The organism is Streptomyces pactum (assembly GCF_002005225.1).
GTDB lineage: Bacteria > Actinomycetota > Actinomycetes > Streptomycetales > Streptomycetaceae > Streptomyces > Streptomyces pactum_A.
The window spans coordinates 3,072,598-3,095,334 of the sequence record NZ_CP019724.1; the positions used below are offsets into that span (position 1 = coordinate 3,072,598).

Below are 22,737 nucleotides of genomic sequence, written 5' to 3' on the forward strand. Positions count from 1 at the left end.
GCAGGACTGCCGTAGGGCCTCGATTTCCTGCCACTTCCGAGGCACACTGGCGGCATGCTGCAGAACGTGGCCGCCGTCCTGCTGGACGGCGCGCACCCCTTTGAACTAGGCGTCATCTGCGAGGTCTTCGGCATCGACCGGAGCGACGAGGGCCTGCCGGAGTACGACTTCGCGGTGGTCTCCGCCGAGGGCCCGAAGCTGAGCACCCATGTCGGCGGGCTCTCCGTCTCCACGCCGTACGGGCTGGACCGGCTGGAGGAGGCCGACCTGATCGCCGTGCCGGCCGGGAGCGACTACGTCCGCCGGGAGTACCCGCCCGAGCTGCTGGACGCCCTGCGCCGGGCGGTGGACCGGGGTGCGCGCGTGCTGAGCGTGTGCTCCGGGGTGTTCGTGCTGGGCGCCGCCGGGCTGCTGGACGGGCGGCGGTGCGCGGTGCACTGGCACCAGGCGGCCGAGCTGGCCCGGCAGTACCCGCGGGTGACCGTCTCACCCGACGTGCTCTACGTCGACGAGGACCCGGTGATCACCAGCGCCGGCACCGCCGCCGGCATCGACGCCTGCCTGCACCTCGTCCGCAAGGAACAGGGCACGGACGTCGCCAACAAGATCGCCCGGCGCATGGTCGTACCGCCGCACCGGGACGGCGGGCAGGCGCAGTACATCGAACGGCCGCTGCCGCGCTCCCGCTGCGACACCGTCGGCGAGGTGCTGGCCTGGATGGAACAGCACCTCGACGAGGAGGTCACCGTCGAGCAGCTCGCGGCCCGCGCGCACATGTCCCCGCGCACCTTCGCCCGCCGCTTCCAGCAGGAGACGGGTACGACTCCCTACCGCTGGGTCCTGCGCCAGCGCGTGCTGCTGGCCCAGCGGCTGCTGGAGGCGACGGACGAGACGATGGACGCGGTCGCGTGGCGCACCGGTTTCGGCACGGCGGCGGCACTGAGACACCAGTTCGTCAGGGCCCTGGGCACCACTCCGCACGCCTACCGGCGCACCTTCCGGGGCCCGGAGGCCGTCGCCTGAACCACGTCACCGCGCCGCTCACCGCACGACGGGCCTGACCAGCAGGTCGTGCGGGCGGAGCGTGATGCCCACCCGGACCGCGTCGTTCGAGCCCGCCACCTGCTCGAAGCGGTACTTCGTGGCGAGCGCCGCCGTGATCAGCGTGAGCTGCGCCATCGAGAAGTGGTCACTGGGGCACTTGCGATTGCCCACGCTGAACGGCTTCATGGCGAATCTCGGCACATCCGTCGCACGGTCCGGAAGCCAGCGGTCCGGGTCGAACTCCAGGTTGTCCGCGTACGACTTCGGATCGCGTTGGATTGCGTACGGACTGTAGATGATGTCCGACCCGGCCGGAATGCGATAGCCACCGAGTTCGGTCTCGACGACCGCGCGCCGCGTCAATACCCATACCGCGGGACGCAAACGCATGGCCTCCACGATGACATTGCCGGTGTGCGTGAGCTTGCGGACGTCCTCGAATGCCACAGGACGGCCGCCGGTGACCGCTTCGACTTCGTCGCGTATGCGGTCGGCATGTTCCGGGTGTTCGGCAAGTGCCTGCAGCAACCACATGATCGTGGAGGCGATGGTTTCACTGCCGGGGGTGAGTATCGCGACGACCTGGTCGTGGATCTCCTGTTCCCCGATGGGGTCGCCATTGTCGTCCTTTGCTTCCAGCAATGCTGTCAGCAAATCGTCCGGCTTTTGACCGGATGTGCGGCGCTCGGCGATGATCTCGTCCACCAGCAGGTGCAGATCGGCCAGCGCGTTGTTGAATTCGCGATTAGCCGGGAGCGGCAGCCGGTAGAGCGGTCCGAGCGGGACCACCATGCGCCGGTACATGCCCCGGAAGACGGTGGCGAGCGCGACGCACAGCCGCTCTGCCCGCTCGTCCATGTACTGGCCGCGCAGCAGACAGCGGGCGGCGACGCGCACGGCGACCCGGAAGGACTCGGAGGTGGCGTCGACGGTCCGCCCCGGCTGCCAGCGCTCGGTGAGGGCGTGCGCCTCCTCCTCCATGATCGGCCCGTAGGCGGGGATGGCGTCGAGCTTGAACGCCGGCTGGATGGTGCGCCGCTGGCGGCGGTGGAGCGGGCCGTTGGCGGTCGCCACGCCCTCCTTGCCGAGCAGGCCCTCCAGCGACTCCCACAGCGGACCCGCTATGTGGAAGTCGGGGCTCAGGGCCAGGGCGCCGGTGAGCTCCGGGGTGGTGACCGCGTAGACGGTCTTCGGTCCGAGCTTGATGCGCACGATGTCGCCGTGGTCGCGCAACTGCGACATGTAGGCCAGCGGGTCGCGGGCCAGCTTCCAGCCGTGGCCGAGGAGCGGGACGCCGCCGCCCGCCACGGGCGGCACGCGCAGCTCACGTGTCTCTTCGGTCCGGGTCTCGGGGTTGACGGACTCGACGGTCATTTCTCACCTGTCGCTTCGTTGTTGACGTACGGGGGCGTGGACCGGTCGTCCCAGTTGTCGACCATGTAACGGCCGGACTCGTGGTGGAACCAGTAGACGGAACTGAACCAGTTCCGCATATTGCCGACGTTCGCCCGCACGGCGCCGCTCAGTTCCTTTCCGCGTACGGTCCCGTCGTCGAGTTCGTCGGCGAACCGCAACGCGTCCTGTTCCACGGCGAGAAATTCGTTAATGCATTCCTCGACGCGCCGCCGGACTTCTCCGATTGCTTCTTCCAGGGTCAGCCCGTGATGGGCGATGAGACTGATTCCGAGATTGTGCACCTCGTCGCCCGCTATTTCCTTGGGCAGCGAGCAGAGGTCGTTGTACCAGGCGGCGAATTCCTGGCTGAGCAGCGCCGCCCTGCGGTATGCCGGGTGCTTTCGAACGGTGTCCGGCAGCTCGCACCCCGCGCTCGGCTCGAGCAGGTCGGTCCAGATCCAGTGCGCGAAGGTGAGCCGGCGCAGTTCGAGGTACTCCTCGACACCGGGCACGATTCCACGGGTGCGGTTGTGGAATTCCCGGTCGTACGCCTCGATCACCGCGTGGAAGTGCCGGGCGAACCGGGCGTTCCACGTCGCCGGCGGCGGCAGGAAGGCGTAGAGCCGCCGCACGCTGTCCGCGAACCCCGCAACCAGCGTGTCCTCGTGGTGCAGGTGGTCCTCCGGCGAGTCGAGTGCCGTGTGCAGTCGGCTCCGCAGTCGCCGCCAGGCGGCCGGACGGCCGTGGACGATGTCCCGGTCGTGCCGGTCGTCCCAGACGAAGAACCACGCGCTGTAGTCCGCTATCGCCTGCATGACCTCGTCGGGGGCGCCCAGGTAGTACCCCGCCATGAGGTCCGTGTAGCACAGGCCATCGGCATATTCCTCGATCTTGTCCGCCGGCATGAGCCGTTTTTCGAGCAGCCAGGTACGGGTCTTCTCCTGGAGCTTCGGCCAATACGGGTGCAGTTGCCGGGGAAATGCCGCCTCGATCACCGGAAGGCGCAGTGATGGCGGTACTGCGACCGCGGTCGGTGTCGCTGTGGTGCCGTGTGAGAAAGCATGCACGAACAAACCCCTCTCAGCCGCCGGTGGCGCACCCCTCGCGCTGAGCGGGGCGTGCGCCGTTGCGTATCCCCGCACTTCCCATTCAGCACCACAACTGACCGTTCTGGGAACGGATTTGCTTCATTCGCCACCCCCCGGTGCCGGAATTCTCCTGGTGTGTGGCAGGTTCCGGCAGACGAACGGCGCCCGCTCGGGGTGAACCCCGAACGGGCGCCGTACGCACGGTGGTTGTGGGACCGCTGACGCGGCGTCAGTCGTTCGCGACCACGGGGTAGCGCGGCTCGTTCTCGGCCATCTGCCGCAGCGCGTCCTTGCGTTCGCGCTTGGAGAGCCGGTCGATGTACAGGTACCCGTACAGGTGGTCCGTCTCGTGCTGCAAACACCGTGCGAAGTATCCGGTGCCGCGCACCCTGATCGGGTTGCCCTTCTCGTCCTGCCCGGTCACCTCGGCGTAGTCGGGGCGGGCGAGCGGCGCGTACGCGGTCGGCACGGACAGGCAGCCCTCGTTGCTGTCGTCCAGGCGGCGCCGGTCGGCGGGCAGTTCGACGAGGACCGGGTTGCAGACCACGCCGACGTGGCGGACGCCCTCGTCGTCGGGGCAGTCGTAGACGAAGACCTTCCTGCCGACACCGATCTGGTTGGCGGCGAGGCCCACGCCCTCGGCGGTGCGCTGGCTGGCGAACATGTCCGCGACCAACTGCTGGAACTCATCGCCGAAGTCGGTGACGTCCTCGCACTCCTTGTGCAGCACCGGGTTGCCGACCACCGTGATCGGACGCGAGGTGCCGCGCTCACGCCAGGCCGCCTCGCGCTCCTCGCAGTCCTCGGTGTCGACGACGAACCCCTCGTCGTCCACGGGGAGCACGCCCGCGTGCTGCTGATCGGTGTCCTGCTGGGCCATGACCGACGTATGCCTTCCTCGAACAACTAAGGGGTGATGCTGCTGGCGACCGCTGCCGCGGAGGCCCTGGTAAAGACTACGGGGCCGCTCAGCAGACCTCTTCCAGGTCCCGCCAGTCCCGGGAGTCGGGGCTGTCGGCGACCCACCCGTCCAGCAGCCCCTTCACCAGCGCGGCCGGCGCGGCCACCCCGCACTCTCGCTCGGGCACCCATAGCTGCCCGTCGGTCCGGTGGCCCAGCGGCCCCGGGTGCCCCGGTTCGCTGTGGTCGTGCGGGTCGAGGTGTTCTCCCTCGCCCTCGTCGGACGGCATCCGTGACTCCGAGCACATCCGGCACAGCAGCCGGACCGACGACGACCAGTCCTCGGCGGCGAACCCGGCGTCGGCGGCGAGCTGCTCCAGGGCGTCCCGGTCGGACTCGGTGGCGGCCTCCAGGAGCACCACCCAGGTGGGCACGGGCGACGGTGCCCACAACTCGATCTCGTCGAAGACGGGGTAGGCGTGCCCGGCGGTGGTGGTGCGCTCCCCGTGCGGCACCCCGTCGTGCAGGACGACCTCGCCCCAACGCCGCCCGGAGGACGGCAGCGGGATGGACAGCACCTCGATACGGGCGGGGTCCAGCCGCCGCCCCCACACGACCTCGGCCTCCCCTTCCGGGGACAGCCGTACGGCCGCGCTGCCGAGGTCCATGCCGAGCGGCTCACCGGCGTCCGTCGCGTCCCCGGGGGTGCGCAGCCCGTAGGCCTGCCAGGCCCGGCGGGCCAGCGGCCAGTCCTGCAGGGCGGTCGCGGCGATGCCGACGTTCCACCAGTCGGGCGCACCGATGTCCCGGTCGAGCAGCGCCACCGCCCTCAGACCCGCCGCCCTGGCCTGCTCCCAGTCGTGCCGGAACTTGTGCAGCAGGGCGAGGTTGAACCACGACTCCGACAGCCAGGGTTCCAGGTCGGCGGCGCGCGTCAGCAGCGCGCCCGCGTCCTCGTAGCGACCGTCGCCGATCAGCGTGAACGCACGGTCGGTGGCCTGCCGCCAGGAGGCGGAGGGCCGGTGCCGTCCCTTGCCGAAGATCCTCACGATTCCCGCCTGCCAGTTCCGTTCTGTGGGCTGGCTGTGCCTTCCCGCGCCCCCGGACACCTTCTCCTTCGCATCCAACCACGTACGGCTGGAGGGGCGCTCATTACCCATGGGTTACCCAGCCGCGGGCGAGGTAAGGCTGCCGCGAGCGAGCACCCGGGCCAGCGCTTCCACGACGTCCGGAGCGTAGTCGCCCGCGGTGGCCAGGCGCAGCTCCTCAAGCGCCGTGAGGCCGCCGCCGGGCCCGGCGCCCCGCGCCTTCTCCTCGTAGGCGTTCACGGCCCGCACGATCCGGGCGGCGACCGGCTGCTCCCGGCAGGGGTCGGCCTGCCGCTCCACCACCACCGCGACGGCCGAGTCCACCCCGGTCTGGCGGACGACGGCCCCGCCTAGCAGCGCGATCCGCCGCTGTTCCGCGGCGGGCAGGCCGGCGGTGGCCCCGCCCGGTACGGGGTCGACCAGGCTGAGCTGGCCGATGTCGTGCATGAGGGCCGCGTACTCCAGCACGTTCAGCTCGGCCCCGGACAGTCCCATGTCACGCCCGACGGCGCCGCTGAGTTCGGCGACGCGGCGGGCGTGCCCGGCCGGGGTGTACCCGGCGATCTCGGTGGCGCGGGCCAGGGAGGCGATGGTCTGCCGGTAGGTGGCCCGGACAGCCGTGTAGCGCCGGTAGGACAGTTGGGTGAGCAGCAGCGGCACGCAGAAGACGGGGAGCGCCCACAGTCCCGCGACGCCCACCGCGAGCGCCATCACCGCCCCGGTCGCGCACACCGCGGACGTGATCCCGACCATGCCGCGCAGTTCCTCGCGCAGCAGCGGGCCGAAGGGCCACCCGGTGCGCGCGTGCGCGGGTGCCGCGGCGAGCACGGCGTCGCACAGCGTGGTCAGGGCGAGCAGCGCGATCAGCAGCAGCGCGTGGGCGGGGCCGCTCCAGTCCTGGAAGACGCCCCGGTTGAACAGCGGCTGGAAGCACACGGCGGCGAAGGCGACGGTGAGCACCCGCCGCGCCAGGTGGTCCAGCACGGGCCCGCTGCCTCGCGCGATGTAGGGCACGCTGCCGAGCAGCGAGGCGGCGAGCACGACGGTGACGGTCTGGGCGACGCCGTGGTGCGTGGGCCGTCCGGCGACGTCCCCGAGCAGCGCGTACGCCAGCGCCCCGGCGGCCCCGAGCGGCGCGGCCTCCCGGACCTCGGCCCCGGCCCGCCGGGTGAGCTCGCCGAGGGCGACGAGGACACCGAAGGCGAGCGCGACGGGCCGCTCCGCCATTCCCGACCACAGCACGGAGGCGAGGCAGGCGAGCGCGAGGATCCCCGCTCCGACGGGGAGCAGCGGTAGGGCCGCCGGGGACCCGGTGGTGGGCCGTGGCCCTGCCGGGGGCGGCGGCCAGGACTGCGGCGGCGCGAACCGGGGGTGGAGCCGGCTCCGGGGCTCGGATCGGGGCTGGGACTGGGGCTCTGACCGGGACTGAGGCTCTGACCGGGGCTCGGGCGCTGACCGGGGCTGGGACTGCGGCTCGAACCGGGACTCGTGAGACGTCATGGTGCATACCCGCCGGCGTGGTCCCGCGGTTCCTCACCACGGCCGGCCGTCGGCGGCCACGGCCGGCCGTGGCCCCTGCTCGTGCCGGTGCCCATGTCCGCACCCGTGTCCATGGCCATGTCCGCGCCAGCGCCCCGGTCCCTGCCCCTGTCCCTGTCCGCACCCGCACCCGCACCCGCGAGGGCGGTGGCCCCTCGCCGCCCCGGCACGGTCGGCACGCGGTGCGCCCCCGGCCCCCTCATGGCGCCCCCTTCCCGACACTGTTCCGCGTGTCCTCGCCGCGGGCCGGGATCACGTCGGCGGGGAGGGCCGCCGTGTCGTCCGCCGTCACCGCCGGACGCCAGCCGTGACGTCCCAGGGACCGGACCAGTGCTCGGACCATCCGTGGGTCGAACTGCGCCCCGGCACACCGTTGTAGCTCCTCCACCGCCACCGCGACAGGACGGGCCCTGCGGTAGGAGCGGGTGGAGGTCATCGCGTCGAAGGCGTCGGCGACGGCCACCACCCGGGCCGATTCCGGGATCCGGTCGCCGACCAGGCCGTAGGGGTAGCCGCTGCCGTCCAGCCGTTCGTGGTGGTGGAGGACGGCGGCCCGGGCCTCGCCCAGGAAGCGGATGCCGCGCACCATCTCGTGCCCGTACTCGGGATGCAGTTCGATCACCCGGCGCTCCTCGGGCGTCAGCGGCCCGTCCTTGCGCAGCAGCCGGGTGGGCACCCCGAGTTTGCCGACGTCGTGCAGGATGCCGGCGAAGCGGAGCGTCTCGACGCGCTCGTCGTCCATGCCCAGCTCGCGGGCGATCATCATCGAGGCCTGGCCGACCCGCTCGCTGTGCCCTCGCGTGTAGCCGTCCTTGATGTCGACGGCCTGGACCAGCGCGCGGATGGTCGCCTGGTACGCGGCCCGCTCCCGGTGGTACTGGGCGAACGCCCACCACGCCACGCACATCGGCAGCAGCACCAGCATCGCGGTGACGGGGCCGTACGGGCTGCGCCACAGGACGGCCATCATCAGCCCGGCGAGCCCGTGCACGGCGATCGGCGCGAGCGACCGGGAGAACAGCCCCCGCCACGCCCGTCGCACCGGCACACGGTCGGCGAGCGCCAGGATGCCGCCGTCCAGCAGGGTCAGCACCAGGCAGAACGCCAGTACCGCGGCCCCGGCCGGCACGAGCGCGTACGGGAAGTCGGGTGCGACAACGGCGTCACGCCCCCCGAGCTCCCGGTGCACCCGGGCGGCGGCCCACACGGCGAGCGTGAGCTGGGCGGCCCGCCAGACGCGCCGCAGGGCGGAGGGCCGCTGTGCCACCGGGGACAGCAGCGCCCCGGGCAGCGCCACGAGCGCGGCGGCGGGCGGCGGCAGCAGGAACGCCCCGGCGAGCAGTACGGGATAGCAGGTCCCGACGAGACGGGACCGGGCGACCAGTTCGGAGCCCGCGTACAGCCCGGCGAGCAGCAGCACGGCCCACCAGGACGGGTGTATGTGGGGCAGCGGGCGCAGGCAGAGCAGGGCGGCGAGGACGACGGCGGCGACGTACGCGCGTGCCCGCGCCGGTACCGCGTCCATGCACCCCTCCCCCGGCCACGCCTGTCAGGCTCCGGAGCCTAGGACGACGGCAGGGGGTACGCGGGCAGATAACCCGTGGATTAGCACGTACGGGTGACGTGACACGGTGCGTGAGGCGTCGCGTGCCGACCCGGTCGGGAGACCGGCCGGCAGCGGCTCAGGACTCCTGCGGAGTCGGCGGCGCGGCCGTGACGTCGTGCTCGGGCACCGACTGCCCCGAGCGGATGAGGTCGATCCGGCCCATCACCTTGGAACGCAGGTCACCCGGCACGTCGTCGTGTCCGCAGCACCGCTTGACCAGCTTCTTCACGGCTTGCTCCAGCCCGTACTTCTCCAGGCAGGGCGAGCACTCCTCGAAGTGGTGCTCGAACTTCACGCAGTCCGAGTCCGGCATCTCTTTGTCGAGGAACTCGTAGAGATGATCGAGGATTTCGCTGCAATCCGTCTCGTGCGGCTCTCCGCAGCTCATGACCCCGAGCCTTTCGCTTCGTTCGACTCTCCGGCGCCGGCCGGGACCAACCCGCGGTCGCGGGCGTAGTCCTCCAGCATGCCGCGTAGCTGACGGCGTCCACGGTGCAGCCGGGACATCACCGTACCGATGGGTGTCCCCATGATGTCGGCGATCTCCTTGTAGGCAAAGCCTTCGACGTCCGCCAGATAAACGGCGATGCGGAACTCCTCGGGGATCGCCTGGAGCGCCTGCTTCACGTCCGAGTCGGGCAGGTGGTCGAGCGCCTGCGACTCCGCGGAGCGCAGACCCGTCGACATGTGCGACTCGGCGCGCGCGAGCTGCCAGTCCTCGATCTCCTCCGCCGCGCTGCGCTGGGGCTCGCGCTGCTTCTTGCGGTACGAGTTGATGAAGGTGTTGGTGAGGATGCGGTACAGCCACGCCTTGAGGTTGGTGCCCTCGCGGAACTGGTGGAAGGACGCGTACGCCTTGGCGTAGGTCTCCTGCACCAGGTCCTCGGCATCGGCCGGATTACGCGTCATGCGCAGCGCGGCCGAGTACATCTGGTCGAGGAACTCGAGCGCGTCCCGCTCGAAGCGCGCGCTGCGCTCCGCGGTCGACTCCGCGCCCGTGCCCCGGCCCTCGGGCTGCTCCGCCTGGCCGTGTTCGGTCCCTGCGTCGGTCCCAGTGACCGGACCCACCTCCTCCAGTGTCGTCGTGAGACCGAGACCGGTCCCACTCGAATCGGAGGATAGACGACCTACGGTCGGGGGCGCTTGTCCTACGGTCGGGGACGCTTGTCCCGCGGTCGGGGACGCTTGCCGATCCGGTCCGCCCGCCGCCCGAATGGGGGCGGTCTTCGCCGCGTGCAGCACCGTCCAGTCCAAGTCGGCGCGGCCACGACTGGGGCAGAAGGCTGAACCCATGCGGCGGACTTCCTCTCCTACGGCGTCGGTGCTGATTCTCAGCAGCGTATGTCCGCCACAACAGTGGGCGCACTCCGGTCATTCCCGGGCGTTCACCCGAGTGAGCCGACCCACTCCGCGACACCCTCGGTGATCAGTTCCAGGGCCCGTTCCTGTGTGATCGCGGCCCGTTTGGGCACGGCGAATCCGTGGTCGCCGTACGGCACCTCGAGGAGCTCGTACGTCTTCCCCGGGGCCTCGGGGAACTCCTCCGGCCTGCCGAAGGGGTCGTTGCCGCCCTGGACGACGAGGGTGGGCACGCCGGCCGCGAGCAGTTCGTCGGCGCGGGACTTCTCCGGCTTGCCCGGTGGGTGCAGCGGGAAGCTCAGGGCGAGGACGGCGTGGGCGCCCAGTTCGGTGGCGGTGCGGCAGGCGACGCGGGCGCCGGCGCTGCGGCCGCCCGAGACCACCGGCAGTCCCGGCGCGGCGACCGCGGGCCAGATGCCCCGCCAGCCGGCGTCCAGGGTCTTGGGCGCCGGTGCCAGTTTCTTGCCGGCCACCCGCCAGGGCTGCTCCACGAGGGCGACACTGACGCCGTGCGCGGGCAGGGCGGCCGCCAGCGCCCGCAGGTCACGCGCCTCGATGCCGCCGCCCGCGCCGTGGCTCACGGCGAGGACGAGGCGGGGCTTCTCGGCCGGGTGCCAGGTGACGCGGGCGGGGCCCGCGTCCGTCTCGACGACCTCTGTCACATCCGTTGTCGCATCCGTCACATCAGAAGAGTGTGCCCTCTTCCGGCCCCTCCAGCTCCTTCAGCAGCTCCGGGCCGTTGTTGCGGACGCTGCTCACGGCCGTGGAGACGGGGAACGCCCGCATCAGCCCGGCGGGCGGGGGCGCCAGCAGGGAGGTCAGCTCGTCCGGGTCGGTGCGCGCGGGGTCGAGCCAGTCGTCCCACCGGTCCGGTGTCAGCATCAGCGGCATCCGCGGGTGGATGTCGGCCAGGGCGTGCGGCCCGTCGGCCGGGGCGACGGCGAGCGGCGTGGTCTCCGCCTCGGTGGTGATCACCGAGCACGTCACCCACCAGGATCGCGGGTGGTCGTCCGGCAGCGTCCGGTCCCGCCAGAACTCGTACAGCCCCGCCATGGCGAACACGGACCCGTCGGCCGGGGTCACGAAGTACGGCTGCTTGCGCGGCCGCTTCTTGCGCCCCTCGACCTCCAGGTCGCGCTCCTGCTTGCCGGTGACCCACTCGTAGTAGCCGTCGGCGGGAAGGATGCAGCGCCGGGTGGCGAAGGCGCGGCGGTAGGACGGCTTCTCGTGGACGGTCTCCGCGCGCGCGTTGATCATCCGGGCGCCGCCCTCGGGCGTCTTGGACCAGGAGGGGACGAGCCCCCATTTGAGCTTGCGGAGCTGACGAACCGGCTTCGGGTCCTCGACGTCTTTCAGGGGACGGTCCAGGACGGCGTAGACCTCCTTGGTGGGAGCCACGTTGTAGTCGGGCTCCAGGGTCTCCTCCGGCTCCCACTTCTCGATCTCGAAGATTCCCGCGAGATCCTCGGGTCCACGACTCGCCGCATACCGTCCGCACATACGTGCCACACTGCCAGGCCCGCCCGCCTCCCGACCACCACCTTCGGACAGGCGCTGCGCGCCACACCCGTCGATTCGCGCATACGAGGAGCCCTCACCGAACATGGACCACCTCGCAACGGCCTCGCTCACCTCCCTCTGGGACGAGGTCTCCGGCACCCAGACCGATCCCGACCTGTGGGTGGTGATCGCGACCCTGGTCGCCGCGCTCGCCGTCGTCGTACCGCGCGGGCTGTGGCGGATAGCGCGCAACGCGATCACCATCGCCCACGAGGGCGGCCACGGGCTCGTGGCTCTGCTCACCGGGCGCACGCTGACCGGCATCACCCTCCACTCGGACACCAGCGGCCTGACCGTCAGCCGCGGCAAGCCGCACGGGCTCGGGATGATCATGACGGCGGTCTCCGGTTACACCGCTCCTCCGCTGCTCGGCCTGGGCGGCGCCGCACTGCTGGCCTCGGGGCGCATCACGCTGCTGCTGTGGCTGGCGACGGCGCTGCTCGTCGCCCTGCTGGTGATGGTGCGCAACGCGTACGGGGTGCTGACGGTGGTGCTCACCGGCGCCACGTTCGTCCTGGTGTCCTGGCTGGCCGGGCCGCAGGTGCAGGCGGCGTTCGCGTACGCGGTGGTGTGGTTCCTGCTGCTCGGCGGGGTGCGGCCGGCGTTCGAACTGCAGGCCAAGCGGGCGCGGGGCGGCGCCGGGGACTCGGACGCGGACCAGTTGGCCCGCCTCACCCACGCGCCGGCGGGGGTGTGGTTCTTCCTGTTCCACGCGGTGTCGCTGTGCTCGCTGATCGGCGGGGGGCGCTGGTTGCTGGAGTTGTGAACCGGCGGCGTCCCGCCCCCAGGCTTCCGCATATATGCGCGGCAATTGCACACTCGCTTTGCACTGTCACGCTTTCGGTCAGGTTTCGCCGCTTTTGATCAAGATCTCCGATCGTCCTCAGCCATTAAAGTGGGGGCCATGACCGTGAAACCCGCGCACACCGCCCTCTGGCCCGCCCCGCTCGCGAGCGGAGCCGTCGACGCGACCGTCCACGTGCCCGGGTCCAAGTCGGTCACCAACCGCGCCCTGGTACTGGCCGCCCTCGCTTCCGAGCCCGGCTGGCTGCGCCGCCCGCTGCGCTCGCGCGACACCCTGCTGATGGCCGGTGCCCTGCGCGCGATGGGCGTCGAGATCGAGGAGGGCGTGGGCCCGGACGGCACCGGTGAGTTCTGGCGGGTCATCCCGGCCGGCCTGCGCGGCCCGGCCACGGTCGACGTCGGCAACGCCGGCACGGTCATGCGCTTCCTGCCACCGGTCGCCACGCTCGCCGACGGCGCCATCCGCTTCGACGGCGACCCGCGCTCGTACGAGCGTCCGCTGCACGGCGTCATCGACGCCCTCCGCGCCCTGGGCGCCCGCGTCGACGACGACGGGCGCGGCGCCCTTCCGATGACCGTGCACGGCGGCGGCGCCCTGGAGGGCGGCCCGGTCGAGATCGACGCGTCGTCGTCCTCGCAGTTCGTCAGTGCCCTGCTGCTGTCCGGGCCGCGCTTCAACCAGGGCGTAGAGGTCCGCCACACCGGCTCGGCGCTGCCGTCCGTGCCGCACATCCGTATGACCGTCGACATGCTGCGCTCGGTCGGCGCCCAGGTCGACACCCCGGAGTCCGGCGGCGAGCCGAACGTGTGGCGGGTCACGCCGGGCGCGCTGCTCGGCCGCGACCTGACGGTCGAGCCGGACCTGTCCAACGCCCAGCCCTTCCTGGCGGCGGCGCTGGTGACCGGCGGCAAGGTCGTCGTTCCCGACTGGCCGTCCCGCACCACCCAGCCCGGTGACCGGCTCCGCGAGATCTTCACCGAGATGGGTGGTTCCTGCGAACTGACCGACTACGGACTCGTCTTCACCGGATCGGGTGCCGTGCACGGCATCGACGTCGACCTCGGCGAGGTCGGCGAGCTGACGCCGGGCATCGCGGCCGTCGCCGCCCTCGCGGACTCCCCGTCGACCCTGCGCGGGGTGGCACACCTGCGCCTGCACGAGACGGACCGCCTGGCCGCGCTCACCAAGGAGATCAACGAACTCGGCGGCGACGTCACCGAGACCGCCGACGGCCTGCACATCCGCCCGCGCCCCCTGCACGGCGGGGTCTTCCACACCTACGAGGACCACCGCATGGCCACCGCCGGCGCGATCATCGGTCTCGGAGTCGAGGGCGTGGAGATCGAGAACGTGGCGACGACCGCCAAGACCCTGCCCGAATTCCCCGACCTGTGGACCGGGATGCTCGGGGCGTAGGGACGGATCGCCATGCGCCGCTACGGCAAGCACACCGACGAGGACGACATCCGCTCCCGCCCCAACCGCAAGGGCAACCGGCCGCGCACCCACACCCGGCCCAAGCACGAGGACGCCGCCGAGGGCCTGGTCCTCACCGTGGACCGGGGCCGGCTGACCTGTCTCGTCGAGGACCGGGTCGTCATGGCGATGAAGGCACGGGAACTCGGCCGCAAGGCCGCGATCGTCGGTGACCGGGTGGCGCTGGTCGGCGACCTCACCGGCAAGAAGGACACGCTCGCGCGCATCGTCCGCATCGAGGAACGCACCTCCGTCCTGCGCCGCACGGCGGACGACGACGACCCCTACGAGCGCGTGGTCGTCGCCAACGCCGACCAGCTCGCCATCGTCACCGCACTCGCCGACCCCGAGCCGCGCCCCCGCCTGATCGACCGCTGCCTGGTCGCGGCGTTCGACGGCGGCCTGACCCCGCTGCTGGTCATGACCAAGTCGGACCTCGCGCCGCCTGACGAACTCCTGGAGCTGTACGGCGCGTTGGACATTCCCTACGTCGTCACCAGCCGCGAGGGGCTGGAGAACGGCGCCGCGGCCGACCTCGTGCGGGAACATCTGGACGGCAAGATCACGGCCTTCGTCGGCCACTCCGGCGTCGGCAAGACGACCCTCGTCAACACACTGGTGCCCTGGGACCGCCGCCGGGTGACGGGGCACGTCAACGCGGTGACGGGACGCGGCCGGCACACGACGACCTCGGCGCTCGCCCTGCCGCTGTCCTCGAAGGCGGGCGGCTGGGTCGTCGACACCCCGGGCGTACGGTCGTTCGGGCTGGCGCACATCGACCCGTTCCGGGTGATCAACGCCTTCCCCGACCTGGTGCCCGGCACGGAGGGCTGCCCGCGCGCGTGCAGCCATGACGAACCCGACTGCGCTCTGGACACCTGGGTCGCCGAGGGACACGCCGACCCGGCGCGGCTGTACTCGCTGCGCCGGCTGCTGTCGACGCGGGAACGCAAGGAAGGCGACTGACCTTCGCGTTGTTTGCCGTGCCGCGGTACCGGCAAGTGCATAATCGCACCAAGCCGGAACCAAGCCCGAGCAAAGCCGGGCGAAGCGACCGGGTAACGACGGCAAGGCGACGCAGCGGTCACGGTACGGACTACGGGAGGACAAGACATGGCGTGGCTGCTGGTCATAGTGGCCGGGGTGCTCGAAACCGGCTTCGCCGTCTGCCTGAAGCTGTCGCACGGCTTCACCCGGCTCTGGCCCACCGTTGCCTTCTGTGTCTTCGCGCTGGGCAGTTTCGGCCTGCTGACGATGTCCCTGAAGAAGCTCGACGTCGGTCCGGCGTACGCGGTGTGGACCGGAATCGGCGCGGCGGGCACCGCCATCTACGGCATGGTCTTCCTCGGCGACCTGGTGTCGACCCTGAAGATCGTCTCGATCAGCCTCGTCATCATCGGCGTGATCGGACTCCAGTTGTCCGGCTCGGCGCACTGACGCGTGAGCCGCTAGGCCGTCAACTGGCGCGGCAGGGCGGTGCGTACGAGCTCCGCCACCCCGCCCTCGGCGGGCGGCGCCGCGACGCAGGACAGCGCCAGCCGCACGGCCAGTTCACAGGAGCGGGCCAGTTCGGGAGCGTTCGGGCGCGCGAGCGTGCCGGCTCCGTTCAGGACGGCCACGGCCCGGTCGCGCACGAGGGCGACGAGATCTCCGGGCGAGGGCAGCGGGCCGTCGGCCCGGCGCTGGGCAGGCACGGCGGAGGAGGACGGCACCGCCATCAGGGTCGGGGAGGGCAGCCGCTCGCTCCAGCAGCCCGTGAGCATGGCCCGCACCAGCGCGTTCTCGCGGGCGGCGGACGTGGTCCACTCGGCGGTGGCGGTGAGCCGTTCCCGAGGATCGCCGCACCCACCGGCAAGCGCACGCTCCACGCCGGCCAGATACCCGTCCGCCTCCCTGCGGACGAGCGCCCGGGCGAGGCCCTCCTTGCTGCCGAACTCGTTGTACAGCGTCTGCCGGGACACCCCGGCCGCCGCCGCCACGTCCACCATCCGCACAGCGGACCACGGCCGGCGCGCCAACGCCGTGTAGGCGGCATCGAGCAGGGACTCCCGGGCTGCAGGCACCATCGCCTCCCTCGGGCCGAGCGACTTGGTGCCCAGATTTGACGGGTATGGGGGCACTGTCAAGAGCCCTCGCGCCGTATACCGCCGCGGGCAATCGCCGCCACAACCGCGGACACCCGCACGCCACCACCGCACACAACCGCCGCCACAACCGCGGACACCCGCACGCCACCACCGCACACAACCGCCGCCACAACCGCGGACACCCGCACGCCACCACCGCACACAACCGCCGCCACAACCGCGGACACCCGCACGCCACCACCGCACACAACCGCCGCCACATCCGTGGGCAGTCGCGCCGCCGGGGCGGCACGGGCGGGCGACGGGGCACCGGCTCGAGCTGAGCCGAGAGCCGGGGGCGCCCCCGCCACGCCAGGCCGCGAGAGCCACCCCCGCTCGGCACCGACGGACCCGCGCCCCGCCAACACCGGGCCGCACACCCGCCCGTCACCACCATCCGCCCCCGGATTCCGCTCCACCCCGCCAAACCCTGGTAGCCCCGCCCCACCCCCGGCAGATACCGTGACCGCATGCCCGACTACCTCGACGACCTCCGCCTCGCCCACGTCCTCGCGGACGCCGCCGACGCCGCGACGATGGAACGCTTCAAGGCCCTCGATCTGAAGGTCGAGACCAAGCCGGACATGACCCCGGTGAGCGAGGCGGACAAGGCCGCCGAGGAACTCATCCGCGGCCACCTCGCCCGCGCCCGCCCCCGCGACGCGGTCCTCGGCGAGGAGTACGGCGTCGAGGGCACCGGCCCCCGCCGCTGGATCATCGACCCGATCGACGGCACCAAGAACTACGTCCGCGGCGTCCCCGTCTGGGCCACCCTCATCGCGCTCATGGAGGCGGGCGAGGGCGGCTACCAGCCCGTCGTCGGCCTCGCCTCCGCCCCGGCCCTCGGCCGCCGCTGGTGGGCGGTGAAGGACCACGGCGCGTTCACCGGCCGCAGCCTGACCTCGGCCTCCCGGCTGCGGGTCTCCCAGGTCTCCGCGCTCTCCGACGCCTCCTTCGCGTACTCCTCGCTCAGCGGCTGGGAGGAGCAGGGCCGGCTGGACGGCTTCCTCGACCTGACCCGTGAGGTGTGGCGCACGCGCGCGTACGGCGACTTCTGGCCGTACATGATGGTCGCCGAGGGATCGGTCGACATCTGCGCCGAACCCGAGCTCTCCCTCTGGGACATGGCCGCGAACTCGATCATCGTCACGGAGGCCGGCGGCACCTTCACCGGCCTCGACGGCCGCCCGGGCCCGAACAGCGGTAACGCGGCGGCGTCGAACGGCCGGCTCCACGACGAGTTGCTCGGGTATCTCAACCAGCGCTACTGAGCGCCCTCCTGGCGCCCGTCGCACGCTCCCTCCGCCCTCTTGTTGACCTGTGCTTTGCCTGCCACTCTGAGAGTCCCCCCACTTGTGAACTTGTGAATCCATGAACTAACTCATGGATCACCGGCAGGAGGTGGCTCCACCCATGCTCGTCCGCGAAGTCATGAGCACGGTCGTCCTCACCATCGGTCCCGCCCACACCCTCCGCCAGGCCGCCGCCCTGATGTCCGCGCGTCGCGTCGGCGCGGCCGTGGTGTACGACCCCGACGCCGGCGGCATCGGCATTCTCACCGAACGCGACGTGCTCGTCTCCCTGGGCCTGGGCCAGGACCCGGACACCGAACGGGCCCACGCCCACACCACTACCGACGTCGTGTTCGCCGCGCCGTCCTGGACCGTGGAGGAGGCGGCCGGGGCGATGGCGCACGGCGGCTTCCGCCACCTCATCGTCCTCGACCACGACGAGCCCGCGGGCATCGTCTCGGTCCGCGACATCATCCGCTGCTGGGCACCGGAGCGCTCGCGGCCACAGGCACCGGCGGTGATCGCCTGACGGCGGCGCGCCAGGCGTCACGTTCGACGGCACTTCCGGCGACAGACCCGATGGCACCCCCGGTGGCACCCCGGTGACACTCGCGGCGGCACTGCCGCCTGCACGACGAACGGGCCGGACCCCCGTACCCGGGGATCCGGCCCGCCGCTACGACAAGCGGTCCAGTGCTGGACGTCAGCCGCGCAGGGCCTGGACCGCGGCCTCCAGCCGCTTGCCGAAGTCGCCGTCGGCCTGACGGAAGTTGTTGACCGCACGCTCGATGATGTCGTCGCGCGAGACTCCGGAGAGGGCACCGGCCAGGTTGTTGATCAGCCGCTCCTTCTCCTCGTCCGTCATCAGCCGGTAGAGGTTGCCCGCCTGGACGAAGTCGTTGTCCTCGGCGTGCGACGGGGCCTCGGTCTCGCCGGTGACGCCGGAGACCGCGACCGGCTGCCACAGTGCCTTGTCCGTCTGGAACGGGCCGCCGAAGCTGTTCGGCTCGTAGTTCTTCGCACCCTTGTGGCGGCCGTCGTACAGGTAGCCGTCACGGGAGTTGGTGCGCGCCTCGGTGGCGTGCGGGCGGTTCACCGGCAGGTGGTCGGCGTTGATGCCGACGCGGTAGCGGTGGGCGTCGCCGTAGGCGAACAGACGGCCCTGGAGCATCTTGTCCGGGGACGGACCGATGCCGGGCACGAAGTGCGCCGGGGAGAAGATCGACTGCTCGACCTCGGCGAAGACGTTCTCCGGGTTGCGGTTGAGCTCCAGCTTGCCGAATTCGATGACCGGGTAGTCCGCGTGCGGCCACACCTTGGTCAGGTCGAACGGGTTGAAGCGGTACTTCGCGGCCTCGGCGACGGGCATGATCTGCACGCCGACGGTCCAGGACGGGAACTCCCCACGCTCGATGGCCTGACGCAGGTCGCGCTGGTGGGAGTCGGGGTCCTCACCGGCGAGCTTGTCGGCCTCGGCCTGCGTGAGGGTCTTGATGCCCTGGTCGGTCTTGAAGTGGTACTTGACCCAGAATGCCTCGCCGGCCTCGTTGTTCCACTGGTAGGTGTGCGAACCGAAGCCGTCCATGTGGCGGTACGACGCCGGGATGCCGCGGTCACCGAACAGCCAGGTCACCTGGTGCGTGGACTCGGGCGACAGGCTCCAGAAGTCCCAGACGTTGTCCATCTCCGTCGAGCCCGTGTAGGGGTCGCGCTTCTGGGTGTGGATGAAGTCGGGGAACTTGATGGCGTCCTTGATGAAGAACACCGGGGTGTTGTTGCCGACGAGGTCGTAGTTGCCCTCTTCGGTGTAGAACTTCAGCGCGAAGCCGCGCGGGTCGCGGACGGCGTCCGCCGCGCCCAGGTTGCCCGCCACGGTCGAGAAGCGGAGGAAGGTCTCCGTCTGCTTGCCGACCTCGGAGAGGAACTTGGCCCGCGTGTACTTGGTGACATCGGCGGTGACCGTGAAGGTGCCGTAGGCGCCGGCGCCGCGGGCGTGCACGACACGCTCCGGAATGCGCTCACGGTTGAAGTGGGCCAGCTTCTCCAGCAGAAGCTGGTCCTGCACGAGCACGGGGCCGCCGACGCCCGCGGTCTCACTGTTCTGGTTGTCGGCTACCGGAGCACCGGTCTCTGTAGTGAGCGGTCCCTGAGTCACGTACGCCTCCTGCGCCAATCCTGCAAAACCTGTCCCTTGGCTAATGCCACTACCGATCCTACAATGGACAATGTCTAAGTCAAGTAAGCCTCCAAAGTCACACACGTTCGGGACCTGGTCCCCCTTGCTGTTAGGCTGGTCTGTATGAGTGACCTACTGGAACGGCTGCGTGGACGCGGCTGGCGCATGACCGCGCAAAGGCGCGTCGTGGCCGAGGTCCTCGACGGCGAACACGTCCACCTGACGGCCGACGAGGTGCATGCCAGGGCAGTGGACAAGCTCCCCGAGATTTCCCGGGCGACCGTCTACAACACCCTGGGCGAGCTCGTATCGCTCGGTGAGGTGCTGGAAGTCGCGACGGACAAGCGCGCCAAGCGCTATGACCCGAACGCGCACCAGCCGCACCACCACCTGGTCTGCGCCCGGTGCGGCGCGATCCGCGACGTCCACCCGATCGGCAACCCGCTGGCCGACCTCCCAGACTCGGAGCGCTTCGGCTTCACCGTCTCGGACGTCGAGGTGACGTACCGCGGCACCTGCCCGAACTGCGCGGCGGCGTAAGCCCTTCCGCTCACACGAGAGCCCCGGCACCGACAGGTGCCGGGGCTTTCGGCGTGGGCCGTTGGGGCAGTGGGCCGTTGAGGCCGGGGGGCAGTGGGGCAGTGGGGAAACCGAGTAGCCCTGGTGAACGCACCGAGGGCCGGAACCCTTTCGGATTCCGGCCCTCGGCCTTCAGTAGCGGGGACAGGATTTGAACCTGCGACCTCTGGGTTATGAGCCCAGCGAGCTACCGAGCTGCTCCACCCCGCGTCGATGAATGGAACATTACGTCAACCCCACAACCAGAAGCAAATCACTTCCCGCCCGCCCCCTCACTGCGGGCAGTCGCGCCTCCCCGCAGCGCGTGAACGGCGCGGCAGGTACCGCCAGGGGCGGCACGGAGGGCGCCGCTGGAGGCACCCCCCGAGGGGGGCGCACCCGCGCGGCACCGGCCCACGCGCCTCACCCGCCCAGCGACCACGTCGGTGCCTTCAAGGAGCGCCCGAGCCGAGCCCGGCGTCACGCCTCACAGCGACGCCTCACAGCGACGCCTCACGCGACACAAGTCGCGCGGCAGGCGTCACGCCGACAGCTCCTGCCGCAAGGCATCCCGCAACCGAGCCGCCCGCTCCCCCACTTCCCGCGGCCCCAGCGACACCGCCCGGTCCGCCCACCGCTGCCCCTCGGCCAGCTCCCCCCGCCGCGCACAGACCAGCGCGAGCCGCAGCGCCGCCCGCCCGTGCCCGGCGTCGGCCGCCCGGCGCCACCACACGACGGCCTCCGGATCGCTCCCCTCCCGGGCGAGCAGCAACCCCAGGTTGAACGCGCCGTTGCGGGACCCGGCCTCGGCCGCCTCCCGGTACCACCGGGCCGCCTCCACCACCTCGCCCCGCGCCGCGGCCAGCATCCCGACCCGCACCTGCGCCCGCCGGTGCCCCTGGGAGGCCGCCCGCTCGTACCACTCCTCGCACTCGGACTTCTCCTGTGCCGTCTCCCCGAGCTCGTGCGCGGGCGCGGGCGGCCGGCGCGCGTCGAGCACCGCCGCCAGCCGGTAGGCGGCCTCCGCGCTGCCGCCCCCCGCCGCACACCGCAGGAACCGCTCGGCCTCCCGCTCGTCCCCGTCGCGCAGGCGCGCCATCCCCACCTGCAGCGCCGCCTCGGTGTGCCCTGCGGCGGCGGCCCGCTCGTACCAGCGCAGCGCCGTCCGGTCCTCGCCCCGTCCCGCGTGCAGGATCCCGAGGTTGAAGGCGGCGTCGACGCTGCCCGCCTCGGCGGCCTTGGAGAACCAGGGCTCGGCACCGGTCTCGTCCCCGCCGCGCAGCAGCAGGATGGCCAGCGCGTTGGAGGCCTCCCGGTGACCGGCGTAGGCGGCCCGGCGGTACCACTGCTCGGCCTGGGTGGTGCGGCCCTGTTCGGCGCAGAGCAGCCCGAGGTTGTACGCCCCGTTGTCGTCCCCGGCGTCCATCGCGGCCCGGTACCAGCGTTCGGCGGTCTGGGTCTCGCCGCGCTCGGCATGCAGCGCGCCCAGTGCGTTGGCCGCGTTGCCGTCGCCGTCCTGGGCGGCCCGCAGCCACCACACGGCGGCGCTCTCCGTGTCCCCGGCGTCGCGCAGCAGGAAGCCGAGCGCGCAGGCCGCGCGGGCCTCGCCGTCCTTGGCGGAGGTCAGGTACCAGCGGCCGGCCTCCTTGAGCTCGCCCCGCTTCTCCAGGATCGTCCCGAGGTGCAGTGCGGCCCGCCGGTGACCGCGTGCGGCGGCCTGCCGGTACCACTGCTCGGCCTCCTCGGCCGCGGGGGCGGTCGCATTGCCGTCGCCGTCACGGTCCCGCCCGGCGCGCCGGTCCAGCGTCCGTGCCAGCCGGTACGCGGCCTCCCGGTGCCCTCGGTCGGCCGCGGCCCGCATCCACCGCTCGGCGCCGGCGTCGTCACCGCGGTGCTCCAGCAGGTCGGCGAGCGCATAGGCGCCCAGCACGTGGCCCTGTTCGGCGGACTGGCACAGCCAGTACCCGGCGGCGGGCTCGTCGCCGCGCTCGCGGAAGTGCCGCCCCAGCGCGTGGGCGGCCGCCGCGGACCCGGCGACGGCGGCGATCCGCCACCATCCGGCGGCCTCGTCGGCGTATCCCCGATGGTGCAGCAGGACGCCCAGGTTGTTGGCTGCGGCCCGGTCACCGGCTGCGGTGGCGGCACGCAGGTGGGACTCGGCTCCGTCGAAGTCGCCGCGGCGCAGCAGCATCGCACCGAGGACGCTCATCGCCTCGACGTCGCCGGCGTCGACGGCAAGCCGCAGGCGCACTTCCTCGGCGGCCTCGTCGGCGGCCTCCTGGGCCTCGTCCGCGGCTTCCTCCTGACCGGACGGCTGCGCAAAACGCCCTGTCCCGAACAGATTTGCCATGTCCCCCATAACGTCCATCGTCGCACCACCTGCAACCTGGGTACATCCGGTATACCGCAGCCAGTGAGGTCACTTCAGCGTTTTGTCGACATGCCCACAGGGAGACAAGTCAAACACAGATCTCCCCAACTCCCAGTGGCGGCGCGGCCGTAGATCTCACCGGTACATGCGTTCGCACATCACAAAGGCCCGGATTCCCTTGGGAATCCGGGCCTTCATGGTCGCTCGCACGTAGCTGACGACTTCAGTAGCGGGGACAGGATTTGAACCTGCGACCTCTGGGTTATGAGCCCAGCGAGCTACCGAGCTGCTCCACCCCGCGCCGTTGTGTTCACAACCCTAGCACGGCGCGGGATGGGCTTTGACCAGCTCTAA

Annotated in this window: 21 protein-coding genes and 2 tRNA genes; 8 read left to right on the forward strand and 15 right to left on the reverse strand. The window is 71.5% G+C overall.

Annotated elements, in window-relative coordinates; all coding sequences use genetic code 11:
* Positions 1-54 precede the first annotated feature (54 nt).
* Positions 55-1,023, forward strand: coding sequence for a GlxA family transcriptional regulator (locus B1H29_RS12360; protein ID WP_055417929.1), 969 nt, complete (start codon positions 55-57; stop codon positions 1,021-1,023).
* A gap of 18 nt (positions 1,024-1,041) precedes the next feature.
* On the opposite strand, the gene B1H29_RS12365 is transcribed toward B1H29_RS12360, so the two are convergent.
* The 10 genes from B1H29_RS12365 to B1H29_RS12410 all read right to left on the reverse strand — a co-directional run bounded on the left by B1H29_RS12365 (position 1,042) and on the right by B1H29_RS12410 (position 11,519).
* Positions 1,042-2,418, reverse strand: coding sequence for a cytochrome P450 (locus tag B1H29_RS12365; protein ID WP_055417930.1), 1,377 nt, complete (start codon positions 2,416-2,418; stop codon positions 1,042-1,044).
* Entirely contained in the window at positions 2,415-3,506 is a 1,092-nt protein-coding gene (cyc1, locus tag B1H29_RS12370; RefSeq protein WP_079160747.1) for an epi-isozizaene synthase, read from the reverse strand. The genes B1H29_RS12365 and cyc1 overlap by 4 nt, the downstream gene beginning before the upstream one ends.
* 250 nt (positions 3,507-3,756) lie before the next feature.
* The gene (gene def / locus B1H29_RS12375; protein ID WP_055417932.1) at positions 3,757-4,407 is read right to left on the reverse strand and encodes a peptide deformylase; all 651 of its coding nucleotides are present in this window, start codon (positions 4,405-4,407) and stop codon (positions 3,757-3,759) included.
* 88 nt (positions 4,408-4,495) lie between these two features.
* Entirely contained in the window at positions 4,496-5,476 is a 981-nt protein-coding gene (locus B1H29_RS12380) for a tetratricopeptide repeat protein (protein WP_055417933.1), read from the reverse strand.
* A 114-nt stretch (positions 5,477-5,590) separates the two neighbouring features.
* Positions 5,591-6,805, reverse strand: coding sequence for an HD-GYP domain-containing protein (locus B1H29_RS12385; RefSeq protein ID WP_055418928.1), 1,215 nt, complete (start codon positions 6,803-6,805; stop codon positions 5,591-5,593).
* A gap of 448 nt (positions 6,806-7,253) precedes the next feature.
* Positions 7,254-8,579, reverse strand: a complete 1,326-nt coding sequence (locus B1H29_RS12390) for an HD-GYP domain-containing protein (RefSeq protein ID WP_055417934.1) — start codon at positions 8,577-8,579, stop codon at positions 7,254-7,256.
* A 157-nt stretch (positions 8,580-8,736) separates the two neighbouring features.
* Positions 8,737-9,048 (reverse strand): mycothiol system anti-sigma-R factor, encoded by a 312-nt coding sequence (gene rsrA / locus B1H29_RS12395; RefSeq protein ID WP_055417935.1) that lies wholly within the window; start codon positions 9,046-9,048, stop codon positions 8,737-8,739.
* A complete protein-coding gene (gene sigR / locus B1H29_RS12400; protein ID WP_003973756.1) occupies positions 9,045-9,728 on the reverse strand; it encodes an RNA polymerase sigma factor SigR in 684 nt (227 codons plus the stop codon). Before sigR ends, rsrA begins: the two co-directional genes overlap by 4 nt.
* A gap of 317 nt (positions 9,729-10,045) precedes the next feature.
* Positions 10,046-10,681 carry an alpha/beta hydrolase family protein gene (locus B1H29_RS12405; protein ID WP_055417936.1) on the reverse strand — a complete coding sequence of 212 codons (636 nt, stop codon included), beginning with the start codon at positions 10,679-10,681 and terminating at the stop codon, positions 10,046-10,048.
* Positions 10,682-10,703: 22 nt separating this feature from the next.
* The gene (locus B1H29_RS12410) at positions 10,704-11,519 is read right to left on the reverse strand and encodes an SOS response-associated peptidase (RefSeq protein WP_055417937.1); all 816 of its coding nucleotides are present in this window, start codon (positions 11,517-11,519) and stop codon (positions 10,704-10,706) included.
* A gap of 103 nt (positions 11,520-11,622) precedes the next feature.
* On the opposite strand from B1H29_RS12410, the gene B1H29_RS12415 reads away from it, so the two are divergent.
* The 4 genes from B1H29_RS12415 to B1H29_RS12430 all read left to right on the forward strand — a co-directional run bounded on the left by B1H29_RS12415 (position 11,623) and on the right by B1H29_RS12430 (position 15,297).
* Entirely contained in the window at positions 11,623-12,345 is a 723-nt protein-coding gene (locus B1H29_RS12415) for a M50 family metallopeptidase (RefSeq protein WP_055417938.1), read from the forward strand.
* Positions 12,346-12,483: 138 nt separating this feature from the next.
* On the forward strand, positions 12,484-13,800 hold the full coding sequence (gene aroA / locus B1H29_RS12420) for a 3-phosphoshikimate 1-carboxyvinyltransferase (RefSeq protein ID WP_055417939.1): 1,317 nt from the start codon (positions 12,484-12,486) through the stop codon (positions 13,798-13,800).
* A gap of 12 nt (positions 13,801-13,812) precedes the next feature.
* Positions 13,813-14,826, forward strand: coding sequence for a ribosome small subunit-dependent GTPase A (rsgA, locus tag B1H29_RS12425; RefSeq protein WP_055417940.1), 1,014 nt, complete (start codon positions 13,813-13,815; stop codon positions 14,824-14,826).
* Between the two features lie 147 nt (positions 14,827-14,973).
* Positions 14,974-15,297 (forward strand): DMT family transporter, encoded by a 324-nt coding sequence (locus B1H29_RS12430; RefSeq protein ID WP_055417941.1) that lies wholly within the window; start codon positions 14,974-14,976, stop codon positions 15,295-15,297.
* An 11-nt stretch (positions 15,298-15,308) separates the two neighbouring features.
* Here the strand turns inward: B1H29_RS12430 and B1H29_RS12435 are convergent, their stop codons facing one another.
* Complete coding sequence (locus tag B1H29_RS12435) at positions 15,309-15,926, reverse strand: TetR/AcrR family transcriptional regulator (protein WP_199832332.1); 618 nt, start codon at positions 15,924-15,926, stop codon at positions 15,309-15,311.
* A 530-nt stretch (positions 15,927-16,456) separates the two neighbouring features.
* Here B1H29_RS12435 and hisN point away from each other — a divergent pair.
* Positions 16,457-17,257, forward strand: coding sequence for a histidinol-phosphatase (gene hisN / locus B1H29_RS12440; RefSeq protein ID WP_055417943.1), 801 nt, complete (start codon positions 16,457-16,459; stop codon positions 17,255-17,257).
* A 142-nt stretch (positions 17,258-17,399) separates the two neighbouring features.
* Complete coding sequence (locus tag B1H29_RS12445; RefSeq protein ID WP_055417944.1) at positions 17,400-17,807, forward strand: CBS domain-containing protein; 408 nt, start codon at positions 17,400-17,402, stop codon at positions 17,805-17,807.
* 174 nt (positions 17,808-17,981) lie between these two features.
* Here the strand turns inward: B1H29_RS12445 and B1H29_RS12450 are convergent, their stop codons facing one another.
* Positions 17,982-19,433: a catalase gene (locus B1H29_RS12450; RefSeq protein ID WP_055417945.1), complete on the reverse strand. Its 1,452-nt coding sequence runs from the start codon at positions 19,431-19,433 to the stop codon at positions 17,982-17,984.
* Between the two features lie 144 nt (positions 19,434-19,577).
* On the opposite strand from B1H29_RS12450, the gene B1H29_RS12455 reads away from it, so the two are divergent.
* Positions 19,578-19,994, forward strand: a complete 417-nt coding sequence (locus tag B1H29_RS12455; RefSeq protein WP_055417946.1) for a Fur family transcriptional regulator — start codon at positions 19,578-19,580, stop codon at positions 19,992-19,994.
* Positions 19,995-20,169: 175 nt separating this feature from the next.
* Here the strand turns inward: B1H29_RS12455 and B1H29_RS12460 are convergent.
* From B1H29_RS12460 to B1H29_RS12470, 3 genes are all read right to left on the reverse strand, one after another.
* Positions 20,170-20,243 (reverse strand) — tRNA-Met (locus B1H29_RS12460).
* A 310-nt stretch (positions 20,244-20,553) separates the two neighbouring features.
* A complete protein-coding gene (locus tag B1H29_RS12465) occupies positions 20,554-22,380 on the reverse strand; it encodes a tetratricopeptide repeat protein (protein ID WP_199832333.1) in 1,827 nt (608 codons plus the stop codon).
* Positions 22,381-22,610: 230 nt separating this feature from the next.
* Positions 22,611-22,684 (reverse strand) — tRNA-Met (locus B1H29_RS12470).
* Between the last annotated feature and the right edge of the window lie 53 nt (positions 22,685-22,737).

What these genes read in the sequence shown, in the direction of transcription:
- B1H29_RS12365 (WP_055417930.1), bottom strand. Translation starts at nt 2,418, where the DNA reads ATGACCGTCGAGTCCGTCAACCCCGAGACCCGGACCGAAGAGACACGT.
- rsrA (WP_055417935.1), bottom strand. Translation starts at nt 9,048, where the DNA reads ATGAGCTGCGGAGAGCCGCACGAGACGGATTGCAGCGAAATCCTCGAT.
- B1H29_RS12360 (WP_055417929.1), top strand. Translation starts at nt 55, where the DNA reads ATGCTGCAGAACGTGGCCGCCGTCCTGCTGGACGGCGCGCACCCCTTT.
- def (WP_055417932.1), bottom strand. Translation starts at nt 4,407, where the DNA reads ATGGCCCAGCAGGACACCGATCAGCAGCACGCGGGCGTGCTCCCCGTG.
- B1H29_RS12415 (WP_055417938.1), top strand. Translation starts at nt 11,623, where the DNA reads ATGGACCACCTCGCAACGGCCTCGCTCACCTCCCTCTGGGACGAGGTC.
- B1H29_RS12465 (WP_199832333.1), bottom strand. Translation starts at nt 22,380, where the DNA reads ATGGACGTTATGGGGGACATGGCAAATCTGTTCGGGACAGGGCGTTTT.
- B1H29_RS12430 (WP_055417941.1), top strand. Translation starts at nt 14,974, where the DNA reads ATGGCGTGGCTGCTGGTCATAGTGGCCGGGGTGCTCGAAACCGGCTTC.
- B1H29_RS12455 (WP_055417946.1), top strand. Translation starts at nt 19,578, where the DNA reads ATGAGTGACCTACTGGAACGGCTGCGTGGACGCGGCTGGCGCATGACC.
- B1H29_RS12435 (WP_199832332.1), bottom strand. Translation starts at nt 15,926, where the DNA reads ATGGTGCCTGCAGCCCGGGAGTCCCTGCTCGATGCCGCCTACACGGCG.
- hisN (WP_055417943.1), top strand. Translation starts at nt 16,457, where the DNA reads ATGCCCGACTACCTCGACGACCTCCGCCTCGCCCACGTCCTCGCGGAC.
- rsgA (WP_055417940.1), top strand. Translation starts at nt 13,813, where the DNA reads ATGCGCCGCTACGGCAAGCACACCGACGAGGACGACATCCGCTCCCGC.
- aroA (WP_055417939.1), top strand. Translation starts at nt 12,484, where the DNA reads ATGACCGTGAAACCCGCGCACACCGCCCTCTGGCCCGCCCCGCTCGCG.
- B1H29_RS12390 (WP_055417934.1), bottom strand. Translation starts at nt 8,579, where the DNA reads ATGGACGCGGTACCGGCGCGGGCACGCGCGTACGTCGCCGCCGTCGTC.
- B1H29_RS12410 (WP_055417937.1), bottom strand. Translation starts at nt 11,519, where the DNA reads ATGTGCGGACGGTATGCGGCGAGTCGTGGACCCGAGGATCTCGCGGGA.
- B1H29_RS12445 (WP_055417944.1), top strand. Translation starts at nt 17,400, where the DNA reads ATGCTCGTCCGCGAAGTCATGAGCACGGTCGTCCTCACCATCGGTCCC.